Annotated in this window: 16 protein-coding genes; 5 read left to right on the top strand and 11 right to left on the bottom strand. The window is 70.4% G+C overall.

The features are described 5' to 3' along the window. Nucleotides 1-52: 52 nt before the first annotated feature. Nucleotides 53-457 (bottom strand): glycine zipper 2TM domain-containing protein, encoded by a 405-nt coding sequence (locus tag LHA26_RS04610; RefSeq protein ID WP_252167561.1) that lies wholly within the window; start codon nt 455-457, stop codon nt 53-55. 107 nt (nt 458-564) lie between these two features. Next, on the bottom strand, nt 565-1,779 hold the full coding sequence (locus LHA26_RS04605; protein WP_252167560.1) for an LL-diaminopimelate aminotransferase: 1,215 nt from the start codon (nt 1,777-1,779) through the stop codon (nt 565-567). Nucleotides 1,780-1,892: 113 nt separating this feature from the next. Between LHA26_RS04605 and LHA26_RS04600 the strand changes: the two genes are divergently transcribed. The 4 genes from LHA26_RS04600 (at nt 1,893) to LHA26_RS04585 (ending at nt 5,997) form a co-directional block, all read left to right on the top strand. Next, nucleotides 1,893-3,662 (top strand): PHA/PHB synthase family protein, encoded by a 1,770-nt coding sequence (locus tag LHA26_RS04600; RefSeq protein WP_252167559.1) that lies wholly within the window; start codon nt 1,893-1,895, stop codon nt 3,660-3,662. Between the two features lie 270 nt (nt 3,663-3,932). Further along, the gene (locus tag LHA26_RS04595) at nt 3,933-4,859 is read left to right on the top strand and encodes a phasin family protein (protein WP_252167558.1); all 927 of its coding nucleotides are present in this window, start codon (nt 3,933-3,935) and stop codon (nt 4,857-4,859) included. Between the two features lie 225 nt (nt 4,860-5,084). After that, nucleotides 5,085-5,408 carry an ATP-dependent Clp protease adapter ClpS gene (gene clpS, locus LHA26_RS04590; protein ID WP_252168294.1) on the top strand — a complete coding sequence of 108 codons (324 nt, stop codon included), beginning with the start codon at nt 5,085-5,087 and terminating at the stop codon, nt 5,406-5,408. Between the two features lie 103 nt (nt 5,409-5,511). Beyond that, the gene (locus tag LHA26_RS04585) at nt 5,512-5,997 is read left to right on the top strand and encodes a hypothetical protein (protein WP_252167557.1); all 486 of its coding nucleotides are present in this window, start codon (nt 5,512-5,514) and stop codon (nt 5,995-5,997) included. On the opposite strand, the gene LHA26_RS04580 is transcribed toward LHA26_RS04585, so the two are convergent. Further along, nucleotides 5,994-6,686 carry an NUDIX hydrolase gene (locus LHA26_RS04580; protein WP_252167556.1) on the bottom strand — a complete coding sequence of 231 codons (693 nt, stop codon included), beginning with the start codon at nt 6,684-6,686 and terminating at the stop codon, nt 5,994-5,996. The genes LHA26_RS04585 and LHA26_RS04580 overlap by 4 nt on opposite strands. Here LHA26_RS04580 and LHA26_RS04575 point away from each other — a divergent pair. Next, entirely contained in the window at nt 6,667-8,691 is a 2,025-nt protein-coding gene (locus LHA26_RS04575) for a M13 family metallopeptidase (protein ID WP_252167555.1), read from the top strand. The genes LHA26_RS04580 and LHA26_RS04575 overlap by 20 nt on opposite strands. Before the next feature lie 48 nt (nt 8,692-8,739). On the opposite strand, the gene LHA26_RS04570 is transcribed toward LHA26_RS04575, so the two are convergent. The 8 genes from LHA26_RS04570 to LHA26_RS04535 form a co-directional block, all read right to left on the bottom strand. Continuing rightward, nucleotides 8,740-9,165, bottom strand: a complete 426-nt coding sequence (locus tag LHA26_RS04570) for a GNAT family N-acetyltransferase (RefSeq protein ID WP_252167554.1) — start codon at nt 9,163-9,165, stop codon at nt 8,740-8,742. Between the two features lie 104 nt (nt 9,166-9,269). After that, entirely contained in the window at nt 9,270-10,247 is a 978-nt protein-coding gene (locus tag LHA26_RS04565; RefSeq protein ID WP_252167553.1) for a flagellar motor protein MotB, read from the bottom strand. A 4-nt stretch (nt 10,248-10,251) separates the two neighbouring features. Then, nucleotides 10,252-11,115 carry a flagellar motor stator protein MotA gene (gene motA, locus LHA26_RS04560; RefSeq protein ID WP_252167552.1) on the bottom strand — a complete coding sequence of 288 codons (864 nt, stop codon included), beginning with the start codon at nt 11,113-11,115 and terminating at the stop codon, nt 10,252-10,254. A gap of 291 nt (nt 11,116-11,406) precedes the next feature. Continuing rightward, nucleotides 11,407-12,261 carry a flagellin N-terminal helical domain-containing protein gene (locus tag LHA26_RS04555; protein ID WP_252167551.1) on the bottom strand — a complete coding sequence of 285 codons (855 nt, stop codon included), beginning with the start codon at nt 12,259-12,261 and terminating at the stop codon, nt 11,407-11,409. 11 nt (nt 12,262-12,272) lie between these two features. Further along, nucleotides 12,273-13,598, bottom strand: coding sequence for a flagellar hook-associated protein FlgK (gene flgK, locus LHA26_RS04550; protein WP_252167550.1), 1,326 nt, complete (start codon nt 13,596-13,598; stop codon nt 12,273-12,275). Then, complete coding sequence (locus LHA26_RS04545; protein WP_252167549.1) at nt 13,595-13,975, bottom strand: rod-binding protein; 381 nt, start codon at nt 13,973-13,975, stop codon at nt 13,595-13,597. The genes flgK and LHA26_RS04545 overlap by 4 nt, the downstream gene beginning before the upstream one ends. Next, nucleotides 13,972-15,090: a flagellar basal body P-ring protein FlgI gene (locus LHA26_RS04540; protein ID WP_252167548.1), complete on the bottom strand. Its 1,119-nt coding sequence runs from the start codon at nt 15,088-15,090 to the stop codon at nt 13,972-13,974. The genes LHA26_RS04545 and LHA26_RS04540 overlap by 4 nt, the downstream gene beginning before the upstream one ends. An 11-nt stretch (nt 15,091-15,101) precedes the next feature. Continuing rightward, nucleotides 15,102-15,770, bottom strand: a complete 669-nt coding sequence (locus LHA26_RS04535) for a flagellar basal body L-ring protein FlgH (RefSeq protein WP_252167547.1) — start codon at nt 15,768-15,770, stop codon at nt 15,102-15,104. Between the last annotated feature and the right edge of the window lie 11 nt (nt 15,771-15,781).

Below are 15,781 nucleotides of genomic sequence, written 5' to 3'. Positions count from 1 at the left end.
TAATGAAATCGCCCGACGGGCGTTTTCGGTTAGGAGCGTGCGTCAGCCGCGCTCAGCGGCACCGCACATTGCCGCGATCGATCGAGCGGCCGAGCAGCGCGCCGCCGCCCGCGCCGAGCAGCGTGCCGAGCGTGCCGCCGCCGAGCAGATTGCCCGCCACGCCGCCGCCGAGCGCGCCGATCACCAGCCCGGTCGTGCCGTCGTTGCGCTTGCAGTAATAGCGCCCGTCGCGGCCGCGATAGACCTCGTCGTTGCGGCCCAGCCGGCGCTCGCGATAATTGCCGCGGCGATAGCTGTTGGACGGATCCCAATCGTGGCGATCGCCGTGCCAGCCGCGATCATGGTCGCGATCGTCGCCGCGATGATCCCAGTCGCGCCCCGGCTGGGCCTGGAGCGGCGCGGTCGCCAGCGGCGCGGCGAGGCTGGCCATCGCCGCCGCGAGGATGAACGTCTTCATGATCCATCTCCCTTGCACATCTGCCCCTCCAACCGCCGGTCCGCCGATTTGGTTGCGGCGGCCGGCGCAAGGGGGCGGGACGGGCGAAGCGGGGACGGGTGGCGCGCTCAGCCGGCGCGGCGGCCGGGCGCGGCGGCATTTACCCCCATCGACTGGAGATAGCGTTTGAGGTTGCGCGCCGCCTGGCGGATGCGATGCTCATTCTCGACCAGCGCGATGCGCACATAGCCCTCGCCCTCCTCGCCAAAGCCCACGCCCGGCGCCACCGCCACCTGGGCGTGGCTGAGCAGCTGCTTGGAGAATTCGAGCGCGCCGAGATGGCGCAGCGCGGGCGGGATCGGCGCCCAGGCGAACATCGAGGCGGCGGGCGGCGGCACCTCCCAGCCGGCGCGGCCGAAACTCTCGACCAGCACGTCGCGGCGGCGCTTGTAGAGCTGGCGGTTATGCTCGACGATATCCTGCGGCCCGTTGATCGCCGCCACCGCCGCCGCCTGGATGGGGGTGAAGGCGCCGTAATCGAGATAGGATTTCACCCGCGTCAGCGCCGCGATCAGCGTGCGGTTGCCGACCGCGAAGCCGATCCGCCAGCCCGCCATCGAATAGGTCTTGGACATGGAGGTGAATTCGATCGCCACCTCCTTGGCGCCCGGCACCTGGAGGATCGAGGGCGTCGGCGTGTCGCCGAAATAGATTTCGGAATAGGCGAGATCGGACAGCACCCACAATTTGTGCGCGCGGGCGAAGGCGACGACCTCCTCGTAAAAGGCGAGATCGGCGACATAGGCGGTGGGGTTGGAGGGATAGCCGATCACCAGCACCGAGGGCTTGGGCACGGTATAGGCGATGGCATGTTCCAGCCGCGCGAAGAAATCCGGCCCCGGCGCGGCCGGGATGGAGCGGATCGCCGCGCCCGCGATGATGAAGCCGAAGGTGTGGATGGGATAGCTGGGATTGGGGGCGAGCACCACGTCGCCCGGCGCGGTGATCGCCTGAGCGAGATTGGCCAGCCCCTCCTTGGAGCCGAGCGTCACCACCACTTCCGAATCCGGATCGAGATCCACCCCGAAGCGGCGCTGATAATAGCCCGCCTGCGCGCGCCGCAGCCCGGCGATGCCCTTGGAGGCGGAATAGCCATGGGCGGCGGGATCGCGCGCCACCTCGGCCAGCTTCTCGATCACGTGCGGCGCCGGCGCGCCATCGGGATTGCCCATGCCGAGATCGATGATGTCCTCGCCGCGCGCGCGCGCCGCCGCCTTCATCGCGTTCACCTCGGCGAACACATAGGGCGGCAGGCGGCGGATGCGGTAGAAATCCTCTGACATGAGCGGTCCTTCGGACGAACTTTCTGGAATGCTCGCCTTGCTGGCGGCGATCGGCTTATAACGCCGCCCTCGCGATCGGCACAGGCCGGATCGCGCGCCGGAGGAGGATGTTCGTGCCCGATCCCCAGACCGCCCCGTCCTCGGCGCCGCTGGCGACGCCCTCGCTCGAGGAGCTGCAGCACTGGACCGGGGTGATCGGCCGGGCGCAGCAGATGCTGCTCGACTATGCCACCGAACAGGCCGGGCGCGGGGCCGCCGCGCCGGCGCTCGCCCAGGCCGGCGAGGCGCTGTTCGCGCGCTGGGCGCCCGCCGCCGCGCCGCATTTCGACAGCGCGCGTCTCGCCGAGACGCAGCAGCGCTTCTGGCAGGGCGCCACCCATTTGTGGGAGGCGCTGCTCGATCCGGCGGTGGCGACGCTGCCCGCGCGGCCCGACGATCCCGCCGCGTGGCGCGCGCATCCGGGCTTCGCGCTGATCGAGCAGGCGCACGGGCTGCTCGCGGGCGCGCTCGCCGACCAGGTCGAGGCGCTGGAGGGGCTCGACGCCAAGCAGAAGGACCAGCTGCGCTTCGCCACCGAGGCGCTGCGCGAGGCGCTGGCGCCGACCAATTTCGTCGCCACCAATCCGCAGGCGCTGGCGCGCATGATCGAGACGAAGGGCGAGAGCCTGCTCGCCGGGCTCGACCATATGCTCGCCGATCTGCGGCGCGGCCAGCTCACCCATTCGCCGGGCGTGTTCGAGCTGGGCCGCGACATCGCCGCCACGCCGGGCGCGGTGATCTACGAGACGCCGCTCTTCCAGCTGATCCACTATGCCCCCGCCACGGCGCGGGTGGGCGCCGCCCCGCTGCTGATCTTCCCCCCCTGGATCAACCGCTTCTACATTCTCGACCTGGGGCCGAAGAAAAGCTTCGTGCGCTGGGCGGTGGCGGAGGGGCTGAGCGTGTTCCTCGTCTCGTGGAAATCGGCCGACGCCGATCTCGCCGAGACGCGGCTCGACGATTATGTCGCCGCCCAGCTCGACGCGCTGCGCGTGGTGCGCGCGGCGCTGGCGGCGGAGCGGGTGCATCTGGTCGGCTATTGCGTGGCCGGCACGGTGCTCGCCACCACGCTGGCGCTGCTCGCCGCGCGCGACGAGGCCGCGCAGGTCGCCTCCGCCACCTTCTTCACCGCGCAGGTGGATTTCAGCCAGGCGGGCGAATTGTCGCTGTTCGTGGACGATGCCATGCTCCAGCTGATCGGCGCGCTGGGCGAGCCCGGCTATCTCGACGGGCGCTACATGGCCGCCACCTTCAACCTGCTGCGCGGGCGCGACCTGATCTGGTCGCACGTGGTGAACAGCTATTTGCTGGGCGAGGAGGGGCGGCCCTTCGACCTGCTCCACTGGAATGGCGATGTCACCAATTTGCCGGCGCGCTGGCACCTCGACTATCTGCGCGACTTCTACCGCGACAATCTGCTGGTGCGGCCGGGCGCGCTGACCGTGCTGGGCGTGCCGATCGATCTCGGCCGCGTCACCACGCCCGCCTATGTGCAGGCGGGGCGGCAGGATCATATCGCGCCGGCCGAGAGCGTGTGGAAGCTGACCGAGCATTTCGCCGGCCCGCTGCGCTTCGTGCTGGCGGGATCCGGCCATATCGCCGGCGTGGTCAACCCGCCCGAGGCGCAGAAATATCAATATTGGACGGTGGACGAGCCGGCGACAGACTTCGCCGACTTCCTCGCCCGGGCGCGCGAGACCAAGGGCAGCTGGTGGCCCGATTGGCGCGCCTGGATCGCGCAGCAGGATGGCGAGACGGTGCCCGCCACCGGCGCGCGCGTGCCCGGCGCCGGCCCCTTTCCGGCGATCGAGCCCGCGCCGGGCCGCTATGTGCGGATGCGCTGACCGGCACCGGGCGCCCCGACTCGATCCCTGGACGAGGGAGCGGCGCGGCCCTCCCGCGCGATACGGCCGGGCATGGCGTGGCCCGGCGGCGCGCCCGTGCCCGGCCCGACCCGGAGCGCTCGGTGATTTGCGCCCGGTCAAAGCGGCTTAGACCAAAGCCGGCGCGACCTCTCCGTAAATGGAGGTTATACTTTTGTTGCAGCGCACAAAATGCTTGAGCGCGGCGCGCGATTCGTTTATTGTGCAGCGCAATAAGGTGAGAGGTGGTCGATGGCAGACAGCAAAACCCCCATTGCCAAACGCGGCGCCAAAGCGGCGCCCGCGCCGCTCGTGAAGGACGCCGCGGCGCCCGCTCCGTCCGCGGCCGCCAAGCCGCCGGTCGCGGCGCCCGTGCCCCCGGCCGAGACACAGCCCGCCGCGACTCCGGCGCCGCCCATGGCCGCGCCGAGCGCCCAGCCTGCCAAGGTGGAGCCGGCCAAGGCCGAGGCGCCGAAGCCGGAGGCCCCGAAGATCGAGGCGCCCAAGGCCGAGGCGGCCGCTCCGGCTCCGGCTCCGGTTCCGGCGCCCGCGCCGCTCGCCTCCACCCCGACCGTCGCCGCTCCCGACGCCGCCGTCCAGGCGGCCGAGGCGGGGCGCCAGGTGGCGGAGGAGGCGGGTGCCGCCTTCGCCCAGGCCGCCGACGCGATCGGCAAGGCCGCCCCGCCCTCGCTTCAAGACTATTTCAGCCCGAAAGGATTTCTGATGGCCACCTCGTTCAACACCGGCAACTTCGCCCCCAATTCCGAGCATGTGCAGGCCGCCTTTGGCGACATGCAGTCGCGCGCCAAGGCCTCGCTCGAGCGCGGCGCGAAGATGATCGAGGAATTCAACGACTTCACCAAGGGCAATGTCGAGGCGCTGGTCACCTCCGGCCGCGTCGCCGCCAAGGGCGCCGAGACTCTGGGCCAGGAGGCGGTGGACTATAGCCGCAAGAGCTTCGAGAGCGCGGCCGCCGCGTTCAAGGGCTTCGTCGCCGCGAAGAGCCCGACCGAACTCTTCACCCTCCAGTCGGACTATGCCCGCAAGGCGTTCGACGAGGCGGTGGCCGAGGGTTCCAAATTCTCCGAGGCGTGGCTGAAGCTGGCGGGCGAGATCGTCCAGCCGCTCTCGAGCCGCGTCGCCGTGGCCGCCGAGAAGGCCAAGGCGCCGATCGCCTAAGCCACCCCCTTTCGTGGCTCCGGCAGGCGGCCGTCCCCAGGCGGGGCGGCCGCCTGTCGCGTTTTCGGGCCAATTGCGCGCGGGCGGCGGCGGTGCGTCGTGGTGCGAACGCGGTGCGAGGTCTTGCCGAGCGGCGTCGCGATGCCATATCGTGGCGACTCTCAGGACAGGCATAGCATGAAGCATGATGAGGCGGTGATGCGGGCGCTCGAGACGGTGCGGTCGATGGCCGGCAAGGACGCGGGTGGCGAGGATGTCGGCACCGGCGTGGCGACGCGCACCCGCACCCGCACGAAAAAGCCGTCGCTCTACAAAGTTTTGATGTTGAACGACGATTATACGCCGATGGAATTCGTGGTGCTGTGCCTTCAGCGCTTCTTCCGGATGAACATCGAGGATGCGACGCGCGTGATGCTGCATGTCCATCAAAAGGGCGTGGGCGTGTGCGGCGTGTTCAGCCACGAAGTCGCCGAGACCAAGGCGACCCAGGTGGTGGATTTCGCGCGCCAGCACCAGCATCCGCTGCAATGCACGATCGAGAAGGCGTGAGCCGGGCCTGAGCCGCCCGCACGGGGGCCGATCGGCGCCGGCGCGGGCGCCACTCTGGTGATGGTCCCAATTGACGCGGGCGCGGGAGCGTCCAGTCTGGGCCATGGCCTTTTCCTATCATCGCGCGCTGGCGCCGCTGCTGGCGGTGCTGCTCGGCCTCGCCTGTATCGAGGCGGCGGTGGTGCACGGCGTGCTGGTGGCGCTGTGGGGCTGGCGCGTGGCGGCGCCGGTGGGGGCGATCGATCTCGTCGCGCTGGCGCTGCTGGTGCGGATGCTGCGCCTGGTGCGGCGGCGCCCGCTGCGGCTTGAGCCGGACCGGCTGATCCTGCGCGCGGGCCCCTTCGGGCCGCACAGCGTGCCGCTCGAGGCGATCCGCGGCTTCCGGTCCGACTGGACGCGGGCGGCGCTGAAGGCGCCCGACCTGCTCAATCTCGCGCTGATCGCCTGGCCGACGATCGTGCTCGATCTCGATCGGCCGATCCGCGCCGGCCGCAGGACGATCCGCGCGATCGCCCATTGTCCCGACGATCCCGCCGCCTTCCGCGCCGCCGTCGAGCGCGCCTGCGCGGCGCGGGCGGGGGCGGCCTAGGCGCGGCGCTGGGCGGCGACGGGGCGCGCGGTGCGCGGATAGCCGAGGCCCTGGTCGATGGCGAGCCAGGCGCCGTCGGCGCGCTGTTCGACGCGCGGCGTGATGACGGGGCGCGGCCAGGCCTCGGCATCGGCGCGCGCCCGCGCATAATCGGGCAGCGCCGCGAGCCGCGCGAGCAGGCAGAAGGTGGGAAAGAGCAGCAGCCCGGGCCGGGCTTCGGCGGCGGCGAGCAGCGCGGCCGGGCGCGCCCAGAAGGCCTCGTCCGTCTCCACGCCATCGGCGCGGGGATCGGCCGCGCCGGGCGCGGGGGCGAGGAAGAAGCGCGTATCGAAGCGGCGCGCGAGGCCCGGCGGCGCGCGCCAGCGGGCAAAGGGGTGGAGCGTCTCGACCGCGCAGGCGATCCCCGTCTCCTCGCGCGTTTCGCGCACGGCGGCGTGGCGCGCGGCGGCTTCGGGATCGTCGGCCGGGCCGCGCCAATCCTCCGGCTCGACCCGGCCGCCGGGAAAGACGAGCGCGCCGCCGCCAAAGGCGAGCCCGGCGGCGCGGCGCACGATCAGCAGCTCGGCGCCGTCGGGCGTGTCGCGCATCACGAGGAGCGAGGCGGCGGCGGCGCATTGTTCCGCGTCGCCGCCCGCGCTAGCTTCCGCCGCTTGCTGCCAGGGGGCCTTCATGTCGTCACGTTTTGCCATCGCCATTCTGCTCTCGTCCGCGCTCGCCGGCGGCGCCCTGGCCGCGCCCGCCGCCCATCCCCGCTATGGCAGCTGGGGGGTGGATTATGCCACCATGGACAAATCGGTGAAGCCGGGGGACGATTTCTACCGCTACGCCAACGGCACCTGGCTGAAGACGGTGCGGATCGCGCCCGATCGCAGCAGCGCGGGCTATAGCAACGATCTGGTGGACGAGGCCGAGATCGCGGTGCGCCAGCTGGTGGAGCAGGCGATGCGCGATCCCGGCGCCAGCCCGGCGGCGCGGCAGGTGGGCGATTTCTACGCCGCCTGGATGGACGAGGCGGGGATCGAGGCGCGCGGCCTGGCGCCCGCGCAGCCCAGCCTGGCGCGGATCGCGGCGATCGCCGATCGCGGCCAGCTGGTGCGGCTGATGGCGGAGCCGAGCTTCGCCGCGCCGGTGCAGATCGGCATCCAGCCCGACGATGCCGATCCGACGCGCTACACGGTGGTGGCCGAGCAGGGCGGGCTGGGCCTGCCGGGGCGCGACTATTATCTGCTCAAGGGCGCCAAATATGATCAGATCCGCGCCGCCTATATCGCCTATCTGACCCGGCTGGCGCGGCTGGCGGGGCTCTCCGACCCGGCCGGCAAGGCGCAGGCCATGCTCGCGCTGGAGACGCGGCTCGCAACCGACCAATGGACGCCCGAGCGCCAGCGCGACGCCACCGCCACCTATAACCCCATGACCCGCGCGCAGCTGGCGGCGCTGGCGCCGCAGTTCGACTGGGCGGGCACGCTGGATCATATCGGCCTCGCCGCCATGCCGACGGTGGTGGTGCGCGAGCCGAGCGCGGTGGCGGCGGCCGGCCAGCGGCTGGCGGACGTGCCGCTCGACCAGTGGAAGACCTATCTGACGCTGCACTTCCTCAGCGATCACGCGGCCTATCTGCCCAAGGCCTTCGACGATGCGCATTTCGATTTCTACAGCCGGACGCTGAACGACGTGCCGACGCCGCCGGCGCGGTGGAAGCGCGGCGTGCGGCTGGTGAATGCGCGGCTCGGCGAGGCGGTGGGGCGCCTCTATGTCGAGAAATACTGGTCCGCCGAGACCGAGCGGCAGATGGCCGAGCTGATCGCCGATCTGCGCGCCGCCTATGGCGAGAAGATCCGGGGCGCCGCCTGGATGGATGCGCCGACGCGGCGCGAGGCGCTCGCCAAGCTGGCCAGCTTCGAGCCGCGCATCGGCCACCCCGCCCATTATATCGATTATGGCCCGATGACGGTGCGGCGCGACGATGTGCTGGGCGATGTGCTGGCGGCGGACCAGTTCGACTGGGCGCTCCAGCGCTCGCGCCTCGGCAAGCCGGTGGATCGCAGCCTGTGGTACATGACCCCGCAGGAAGTGAACGCCTATTACGATCCGACGATGAACCAGATCACCTTTCCGGCGGCGATCCTGCAGCCGCCCTTCTTCGATGCGGCGGCCGATCCGGCGGTAAATTATGGCGAATCGGGCGCCACCATCGGCCATGAGATGGGCCATGGCTTCGACGATCAGGGCCGCCACTACGATGCCGCCGGCCGGCTGCGCGACTGGTGGACCCCGGCCAGCGCGCAACGCTACACCGCCCATGCCACCCTGCTGGCGCGCCAGTTCGACCAATATGAGCCGATCCCGGGCGTGCACATCAAGGGCGATCTCACGCTCGGCGAGAATCTCGGCGATCTCGGCGGGCTCGAGGCGGCCTATACGGCGTGGCGCCGCTATGTCGCGCGCCATGGCGACCGCGTGATCGACGGCTATAGCGGCGACCAGCGCTTCTTCCTCGCCTATGCGCAGAGCTGGCAGGGCAAGAGCCGCGAGGGCGCGCTGCGCAGCCAGCTCCTCTCCGATCCGCACAGCCCCGAGGAATATCGGGTGAACGGCATCGTCCGCAACTTCACGCCCTGGTACGCCGCCTTCGCGGTCAAGCCGGGCGACAGGCTGTATCTGGCGCCGGCCGCGCGCGTCACCGTCTGGTGAGCGGCGCGGCGTGGCGGGGCGGGGCGGGGGCCGCCGCCCCGTCCACGCTCAGTCCGGCTTGATCCACAAGGCCATGCCGATCGAATCGGGCATGACGGGGGCGAAGCCGAACTGGGCGTAGAGATGGCGGGCCTCGCCGTCCGCGATCAGGCTGACATGGACCTCCGCCGGCGCGTGCGCCCGGATATGCGCCATCAACGCCGCCATCACCGCCTTGCCGAGGCCGCGCCCCTGATGCGCGGGGTCCACCGCGATATCGACGATGTGGAGGAAGAGCGCGCCATCGCCGACGATGCGGCCCATGCCGACCGCGCGCTGCTGGTGGCGGATGGTGACGGCGTGGACGCCGTGCGGCAGCCCCGCCTCGGCGGCGGCGGCGCTGCGCGGGGTGAGGCCGGAGACGGCGCGCAGCCGCCGATAGCTCTCGACGTCCGGGGCTTCGGGGTGGAGCGTATAGCCGGGGGGAAGATCCATGGCACCAGCCTCTAGGCGAGGAGAGGGGCCGATCCTAGCCCGCGCCGCGCGCCGCCGCCACGCCCGTCCGGCGCGGGATCACCGCCCGTGCCGGCGCCGGCATCCTATTTGCCGGAGAAGCCGTGCAGCCCTTCCGGCGGCTTGTCGCTCACCACCTCGCCGCCGAGCTTGTCCGCCAGCGCGCGGGCCTCGCTTTCGTCGGCGCCGCCCTGCGTCCAGGCGAGCGTGATCGACATGCGGCGGTTGCGCGGATCATAGGCGTCCTTCTCGAACGGCTCGCGATCGGCCACGCCTTCGATCCGCTGGAAGCGCGCGGCGGCGACGCCGCCCGCCGCCAGGCGCTGGCGGGTCGCCTCGGCGCGGCCGGAGGAGAGCGTCCAGTTGTTGACGGACCGCCCCGCCGCATAGGGCAGGCCATCGGTATGGCCGCGCACGATCACGCCATTGGGCACCTGCGCGATCGCCTGCGCCACCTCGCCGATCAGCGCCGCCGCGCGCGGCACCAGCTGGTCCGAGCCGAGCGCGAACATCGAGAAATCGGCGCCGTCGACCAGATCGATGCGCAGCCCCTCGGGCGTTTCGGTGAAGCGGATATGCTGCTGCAGCTGGGCGAGCGCCTTGTTCTGCTGCATCTGCTTCTGCACCACCTTCTTGAGCTGCTGGAAGCGCAGCCGATCGCGGGTGCGGAGCGCGGAGGCGCCATCCTTGGGGCCGCCGGTCGCGTCCTTGGGGATGGTGAGGCTGCGCGTGCCCGTCTGCTGCGCCTTGTGCGGATAATTGTCGCGCGCGACGACGCTGTCGCCGCCGAGCGGGCCGTTGGAGCCGGCGGATTTCTCGCGCACCTCGATGATCGTCGGCGCGAAATAATCGGCGATGCCCTTGCGCTGCTTCTCGGTGGTGGCGCCGAGGATCCACAGCAGCAGGAAGAAGGCCATCATCGCGGTGACGAAATCGGCATAGGCGACCTTCCAGGCGCCGCCATGATGGCCGCCATGGCCATCGCCGCTGATCTTCTTGACGATGATGATCTTGGGAGGTTCGGGCTCGTTGCGCCCGCGCTTGCCGCCTGCCGCGCTGGCCATGGGATCAGCGCCCGCGCATGCCGTCGAACACATCGGCGAAGGCCGGCTGGTTCGAGTGGCTGATGCTGGAGCGCGCCGCCTCGATCACCAGCGGCAGCGGATGGCCGTGCAGCGAGGCGATGATGATCTGCTTGACGACATGGTAGATGGAGGCGTCGCTCTCGATCACCTGCTTGGCGCGGTTGGCGAAGGGGGCGACGATGCCATAGGCGAGCAGCACGCCCATGAAGGTGCCGACCAGCGCCGAGCCGATCATGGCGCCGAGGATGGTGGGCGGCTTGTCGATCGCGCCCATCGTCTTCACCACGCCGAGCACGGCGGCGACGATGCCGAGCGCGGGGAGCGCGTCGGCCAGATTCTGCAGCATGTCGGCGGGACGGATGGCGTCGTGGTGGTGCGTCTTCAGGCCATTGTCCATCACCTCCTCGACCGCGTGCGGATCGAGCGTGCCCGACGAGACGACGACCAGCCGCAGCGTGTCGCAGATCAGGTGGACCAGCGTCGAATCCTTGAGCAGCTTGGGATAGTTGGCGAAGACGGTGGAGGATTTGGGATCCTCGATATGCGGCTCGACCGCGACCGGCCCTTCGGTGCGCAGCATCTTCATCAGCGACGAGGCGAGGAAGATGGCATCGAGGAAATCCTGCTTCTTGTAGGTCGGACCCTTGAACACCTTGCCGAGTCCGCCGCCGAGCTGCTTGAGTTCCTTGCCGGAATTGCCCGCGACGATGGCGCCGACGGCGGCGCCGCCGATGATGATCATCTCATGCGGAATGGCCTCGAGGACGGGATGGAGATCGCCGCCCGTAAAGACGAAGCCGCCAAACACCATGCCGAGAAGAACGACGAGACCAATCGCTGCGAACATGTGGTACTCACCCCTGAAGCGGTTCGCCGGCCGCGGGGCCGCACGCTCATCACCAGTCGGACTAGCCCGGCAATTCTCAAGGAATCGATAAGCTAACGGCGTGTTAACCGGCCTCTTGGCGCGCAATCGGCGCGCAATCGGCGCGTGGCGGCGCGTGGTGGGGCGCTGGGGACGATGTGAGAATGGCCGCGATCGGCTGCACGCCGCGCGGCCATCAGGATCGCGGTGGCCGGCGCGGCTGCGGCCGGCGGGGCGGGGGCGGGCGGCGCGGCGGCCGGCCCGCGCGCCGGCTCAGGTGAGCTTGTCGAACAGCGAGGTCTTGGAGAGCTGGGCGAGGATCGACTGGGCCGCGTCGAGCACCAGCTTCTTCTGCATCAGCTCGGCGCTGGCGGCGGTGATATCGGTATCTTCCAGCGTGGAGCGCTGATCGGTGAGATCGATATTGCGGTTCTCGAGCCGATCGTCGGCGGCGGTGATGCGCTGGGCGCGGACGCCGGCATCGGTGAGGTTGAGGCTGAGATGCGACTGGGCGGCATCCAGCGAGGTGAGCGCCGTCTGCATCCCGGTCGCGTCGTTGTTCTGGAAGGCGGTGATCGCGTTCTGGAGAATATCGGAGAGCGTGCTGGTGCTGCCATCGGCGAGCTTGACGTTGCCGAACACATCGTCGCTGCTGGCGGCGGCGGGCAGCTGCACATTCTCGCCCACCGGGATCAGGATCGGCTCGGTGCCGCTGGGCGTGTAGATGGGATTGCCGGCCGAATCGGTGGCGCCCTGCGCCTGGGTGACCTCGGCGGCGATGCCCTGCAGCTCGGCCGCGATGGCGGCGCGGTCGCCGCTGTTGGCGGTGCCGTTCTTGGCCTGGATGATCAGCTCCTTGGCGCGGATCATCGAGGTCTGCAGCGTGTCGAGGCTGTCCTGCACCTGGCTGCTGATCTGCGTCGCGGTGGCGATGTTGGTCTTGTACGTCTGGTAGCTCGCCTGGATCGACCGGATCTTGGCGATCTGGCGCGCGGCGACGGGATCGTCCGACGCCTGGTGGATCTTCACGCCGCTCGAAATATCCGTCTGGAGCTGGGCGATGCTGTCCGACAGCGCCTTCTGGCGCGCCATTTCCTGCGGGATCGAATAGCGGGCGCTGGTGATCATGGACGGCTTCCTCAGATGACCTGCAACAGCGCCTGCATGGTGTCGCGCGCCACCTGGATGACCTTGGCGGCGGCGTTGTAGGCCTGCTGGTAACGGACGAGATCGGCCGCCTCGGAATCGGTATCGACCCCGGTGGCGGCGGTGAAATTGGCGTTGGCCGCGTCCGAGCGCGACGAGGCGGCGGTGGCGGCGGTCTTGGCGGCGGCGACCTGGCGGCCGACATCGGTGACCTGGCGCGTCCAGCTCTGCTCGATCCCGCTGGTGCCGCGCAGGCCATCGAGCGTGAGCAGATTGCCGTTGGAGACGCCGCCCTTGGCGGCGGGCACCTTGGTGGGATCGGTGGTGGCGACGGCGAGCGTGGCGGCGCTGGTGCCGCTGACGAGCGGGGCGCCGGCGGCGCCATTGGCATCGGTGCCCGCCGCCGACCAGCTGTTCAGCTGATTGGCGAAATCGGTGGCGAGATCGTTGAGCCGGGTCTGCTGCGTGGCGACCGCGTCGGCGCTGTCGACCAGGCCGCCGAGCGTGCCGCCGGGCGCGGTGATCGGCTGATCGACGCCGTTGACGGTGGCGTTGAGCGAAAGCCGGCCGCCGGTGGCGCCGACCGACAGGCGCGCCGCCGACTTGCCCGAATAGGCGAGCGTGGCGCCGCCGCCGGCGATCTGCACCGTGGCGCTGCCATCGGCCGCGAACTGCACGTCGATGCCGATATTGGCGGACACCGAATCCAGCATCTTGTCCCGCTGATCGAGCAGATTGGCCTGGGCGGCGGTGCCGGGCTGGACGGCATGGAGCTGGCTGTTGATATTATCCAGCTGATCCAGCGACTGGTTGATCGTCGTCACCGCGCCCTGGGCGGCGGCGGTGATATCGTCGGCGGCGTTCTGCAGCTGCTTGGCGGTGGTGTTGAACGCCTGGGCGGTCTGATCGATCGCCGAGAGAAAGGCCTTGCGATTGCCCGTGCTGCCGGGATCGGCGGCGAGCGCCTGGCCGGCGGTGAAGATGGTCGTGGCGCTCTGGCCGACGCCGGTGGCGTCGTCGGCGAGCGCGGTCTGGACATTGCCGAGCCAGGTCGAGCGCGCGGTGGCGGCGGCCGCATCGGTGGCGGCGGAGCGCTTGGCGGTGGCGGCGAAGGTATCGTCGGCGCGCTGCACCGACTGGACGCGCACGCCGTTCAGATTGCTGACGCTCGACGAGCTGTTGGCCGAGGCCTCGGCGAGCGTGACGGTGCGCCGCGTATAGCCGTCGGTGCCCGCGTTCGACACATTCTCGCCGATCGCGGCGAGCTTGGTGTTGAAGGCGCGCAGCCCCGACGCACCGATCTGGAGCAGATCGCTCACAGGGCGAACCGCTTGGCGAGATCGCCCACGACATGCACGGCGCGGCCGGCGGTATCGGCGGCGGCAGTGGCGGCCTTCACCTGGGGCAGCGCCGAGAGCTGGCTCTCGAGCATCTTGGCGATGCCGAGCACGCCCTTGGTCGACATGGAGTCGGCGGTGCGCGAATCGGCCATGTCGCGGAACTGGTCGGTCGCCGAGCTGTCCATCGCGCCATCGGCGAGCTGCGCCTGGCGCATCGAGCCGATCATCTGGCGCAGGAACACCGCCTCGAACGCCTGGGCGGCGGACTTGAGCTTGGCGTTCTGCCCGGTCGCGGCGGTGCCGGTGGTGCCGGTGGTGCCGGTGGTGGCGGCGAGGGGGGAGAGAGGCTGGATCATAGGACGATCAAATCCGCTTTCATCGCGCCCGCCTGCTTGAGCGCTTCGAGGATGGCGACCAGATCGGCAGGCGACGCGCCGATTGCGTTCACCGCTTTCACGATGTCCGCCAGGCTGGCGCCGGGGGCGAGCTGGAACATGGGCGAATGCTTCTCCTCGACCGAGATCGCGCTGTTGGGCACGACCGCCGTCTGACCCTGCGAGAAGGGCGCGGGCTGCGACACCTGCGGCTTCTCATCAACCTTCACGGTCAGCTTGCCGTGGCTTACCGCCGCCGGCGCGATCCTGACCGCACCATTGATAACGACCGTACCCGTGCGCGCATTTACAACGACACGCGCGGCGGCGTCGGCGGGGTTCACGTCGAGATTTTCGATCGAGGCCATCAGCGCGGTGCGCAGCTCGGCGCCCGGGGGGGCGGTGATGGCCACCGTCTCGGCATCGATCGCCTGGGCGCGGCCCGGCCCGAGCCGCGCGTTGATCGCCTCGGCGACGCGCTGGACGGTGGTGAGATCGGCCTCGGCGAGGTTGAAGTTGATGGTGGGGGTGGTGGCGAAGCCGGCATCGACCGCGCGCTCCACCGTGGCGCCGCCGGGAATGCGGCCGGCGGTGGGCACGTTGATGACGACGTTGGAGCCATCGGCCGCCGACACGCCCAGCCCGCCAACCGCGAGATTGCCCTGCGCCATGGCGTAGATCTGGCCATCGGCGCCGACCAGCGGCGCGAGCAGCAGCGTGCCGCCGCGCAGGCTCTTGGCCTTGCCCAGCGCCGAGACGGTGATGTCCAGCGTCTGGCCGGGCTTGGCGAAGGCGGGGAGATCGGCGGTGATGATGACCGCCGCCGCATTCTTGGTGGCCGGATTGACGCCCGCCGGGATCTGCAGGCCGAAGCGCGAGGCGACGCCCTTCATCGCCTGGGTGGCATATTCGAGGCTGTCGTCGCCGGTGCCCGACAGGCCGACGACGATGCCATAGCCGGTGAGCTGGTTGGTGCGCAGCCCCTGGAACTGGCCGAGATCCTTGATGCGCGCGGCGACGAGCGGCGCGGGCGCGAGCGCCGCGAAGGCGGCGAGGGCGGCGAGGGCGGCGGCGCGGAAGCGGGAGAGCAGGGTCATCACAGGCTCGCTCAGAAGGGGCTGACGCGCGAGAAGAAGCGGCCGAGCCAACCCTGGCTCGAGGCCCGCGCGATCTCGCCCTTGCCCGAATAGGTGATGCGCGCATCGGCGACGCGGGTGGACAGAACCTGGTTCTGGCTGTCGATATCCACCGGCCGGATGATGCCCGAGATCTGCACGAACTCGTCGCCGCGGTTGAGCGTGAGATGCTTCTCGCCGCGCACCACGAGATTGCCGTTGGGCAGCACCTGCTGGACGGTGACGGTGACCGCGCCGGTGAGCTGGTTGGACTGGGTGGCCCCGCCCTTGCCCGAGAAGGTGGCGCTGGCGCCCGCGCTCGCATCCGACGCCTTGAAGAAGGAGAGCGGACCGCTGGTTGGCGGGGTGAGCCCGGCATTGCCCGAGCGATCGGTGGAGGCGGTGTTGGTCTTCTGCGCGGCGGTGCGCTCGGTCAGCACGATGGTGACGAGATCGCCCACCATCGAGGCGCGCGCGCCGGAGGTGAGCGGGGCATAGCCGAGCGACACCTGGAAGATCGCGCCATTGGCCGGCGGCGCCGGCAGCGGCTGCGGCATGGTGGGCGCGTATTCGCTGACCTTGGGCGCGGCGCGGCGCGCCTCCGCCGGGGCGGCGAGCGCGAGGCCGAGGCCGAGAACGCAGAGCAGACGGACAGAAGCCATGACGGAGCCGC

This window comes from Sphingomonas morindae (genome assembly GCF_023822065.1).
Taxonomy (GTDB): Bacteria; Pseudomonadota; Alphaproteobacteria; order Sphingomonadales; family Sphingomonadaceae; genus Solisphingomonas; species Solisphingomonas morindae.
The sequence above is the reverse complement of the archived record's forward strand: the minus strand, read 5'-3'. Positions and strand labels throughout refer to the sequence as shown.

What these genes read in the sequence shown, in the direction of transcription:
- LHA26_RS04610 (WP_252167561.1), bottom strand. Translation starts at nt 457, where the DNA reads ATGAAGACGTTCATCCTCGCGGCGGCGATGGCCAGCCTCGCCGCGCCG.
- LHA26_RS04605 (WP_252167560.1), bottom strand. Translation starts at nt 1,779, where the DNA reads ATGTCAGAGGATTTCTACCGCATCCGCCGCCTGCCGCCCTATGTGTTC.
- LHA26_RS04595 (WP_252167558.1), top strand. Translation starts at nt 3,933, where the DNA reads ATGGCAGACAGCAAAACCCCCATTGCCAAACGCGGCGCCAAAGCGGCG.
- clpS (WP_252168294.1), top strand. Translation starts at nt 5,085, where the DNA reads ATGGCCGGCAAGGACGCGGGTGGCGAGGATGTCGGCACCGGCGTGGCG.
- LHA26_RS04585 (WP_252167557.1), top strand. Translation starts at nt 5,512, where the DNA reads ATGGCCTTTTCCTATCATCGCGCGCTGGCGCCGCTGCTGGCGGTGCTG.
- LHA26_RS04575 (WP_252167555.1), top strand. Translation starts at nt 6,667, where the DNA reads ATGTCGTCACGTTTTGCCATCGCCATTCTGCTCTCGTCCGCGCTCGCC.
- LHA26_RS04580 (WP_252167556.1), bottom strand. Translation starts at nt 6,686, where the DNA reads ATGGCAAAACGTGACGACATGAAGGCCCCCTGGCAGCAAGCGGCGGAA.
- LHA26_RS04570 (WP_252167554.1), bottom strand. Translation starts at nt 9,165, where the DNA reads ATGGATCTTCCCCCCGGCTATACGCTCCACCCCGAAGCCCCGGACGTC.
- LHA26_RS04565 (WP_252167553.1), bottom strand. Translation starts at nt 10,247, where the DNA reads ATGGCCAGCGCGGCAGGCGGCAAGCGCGGGCGCAACGAGCCCGAACCT.
- motA (WP_252167552.1), bottom strand. Translation starts at nt 11,115, where the DNA reads ATGTTCGCAGCGATTGGTCTCGTCGTTCTTCTCGGCATGGTGTTTGGC.
- LHA26_RS04555 (WP_252167551.1), bottom strand. Translation starts at nt 12,261, where the DNA reads ATGATCACCAGCGCCCGCTATTCGATCCCGCAGGAAATGGCGCGCCAG.
- LHA26_RS04545 (WP_252167549.1), bottom strand. Translation starts at nt 13,975, where the DNA reads ATGATCCAGCCTCTCTCCCCCCTCGCCGCCACCACCGGCACCACCGGC.
- LHA26_RS04540 (WP_252167548.1), bottom strand. Translation starts at nt 15,090, where the DNA reads ATGACCCTGCTCTCCCGCTTCCGCGCCGCCGCCCTCGCCGCCCTCGCC.
- LHA26_RS04535 (WP_252167547.1), bottom strand. Translation starts at nt 15,770, where the DNA reads ATGGCTTCTGTCCGTCTGCTCTGCGTTCTCGGCCTCGGCCTCGCGCTC.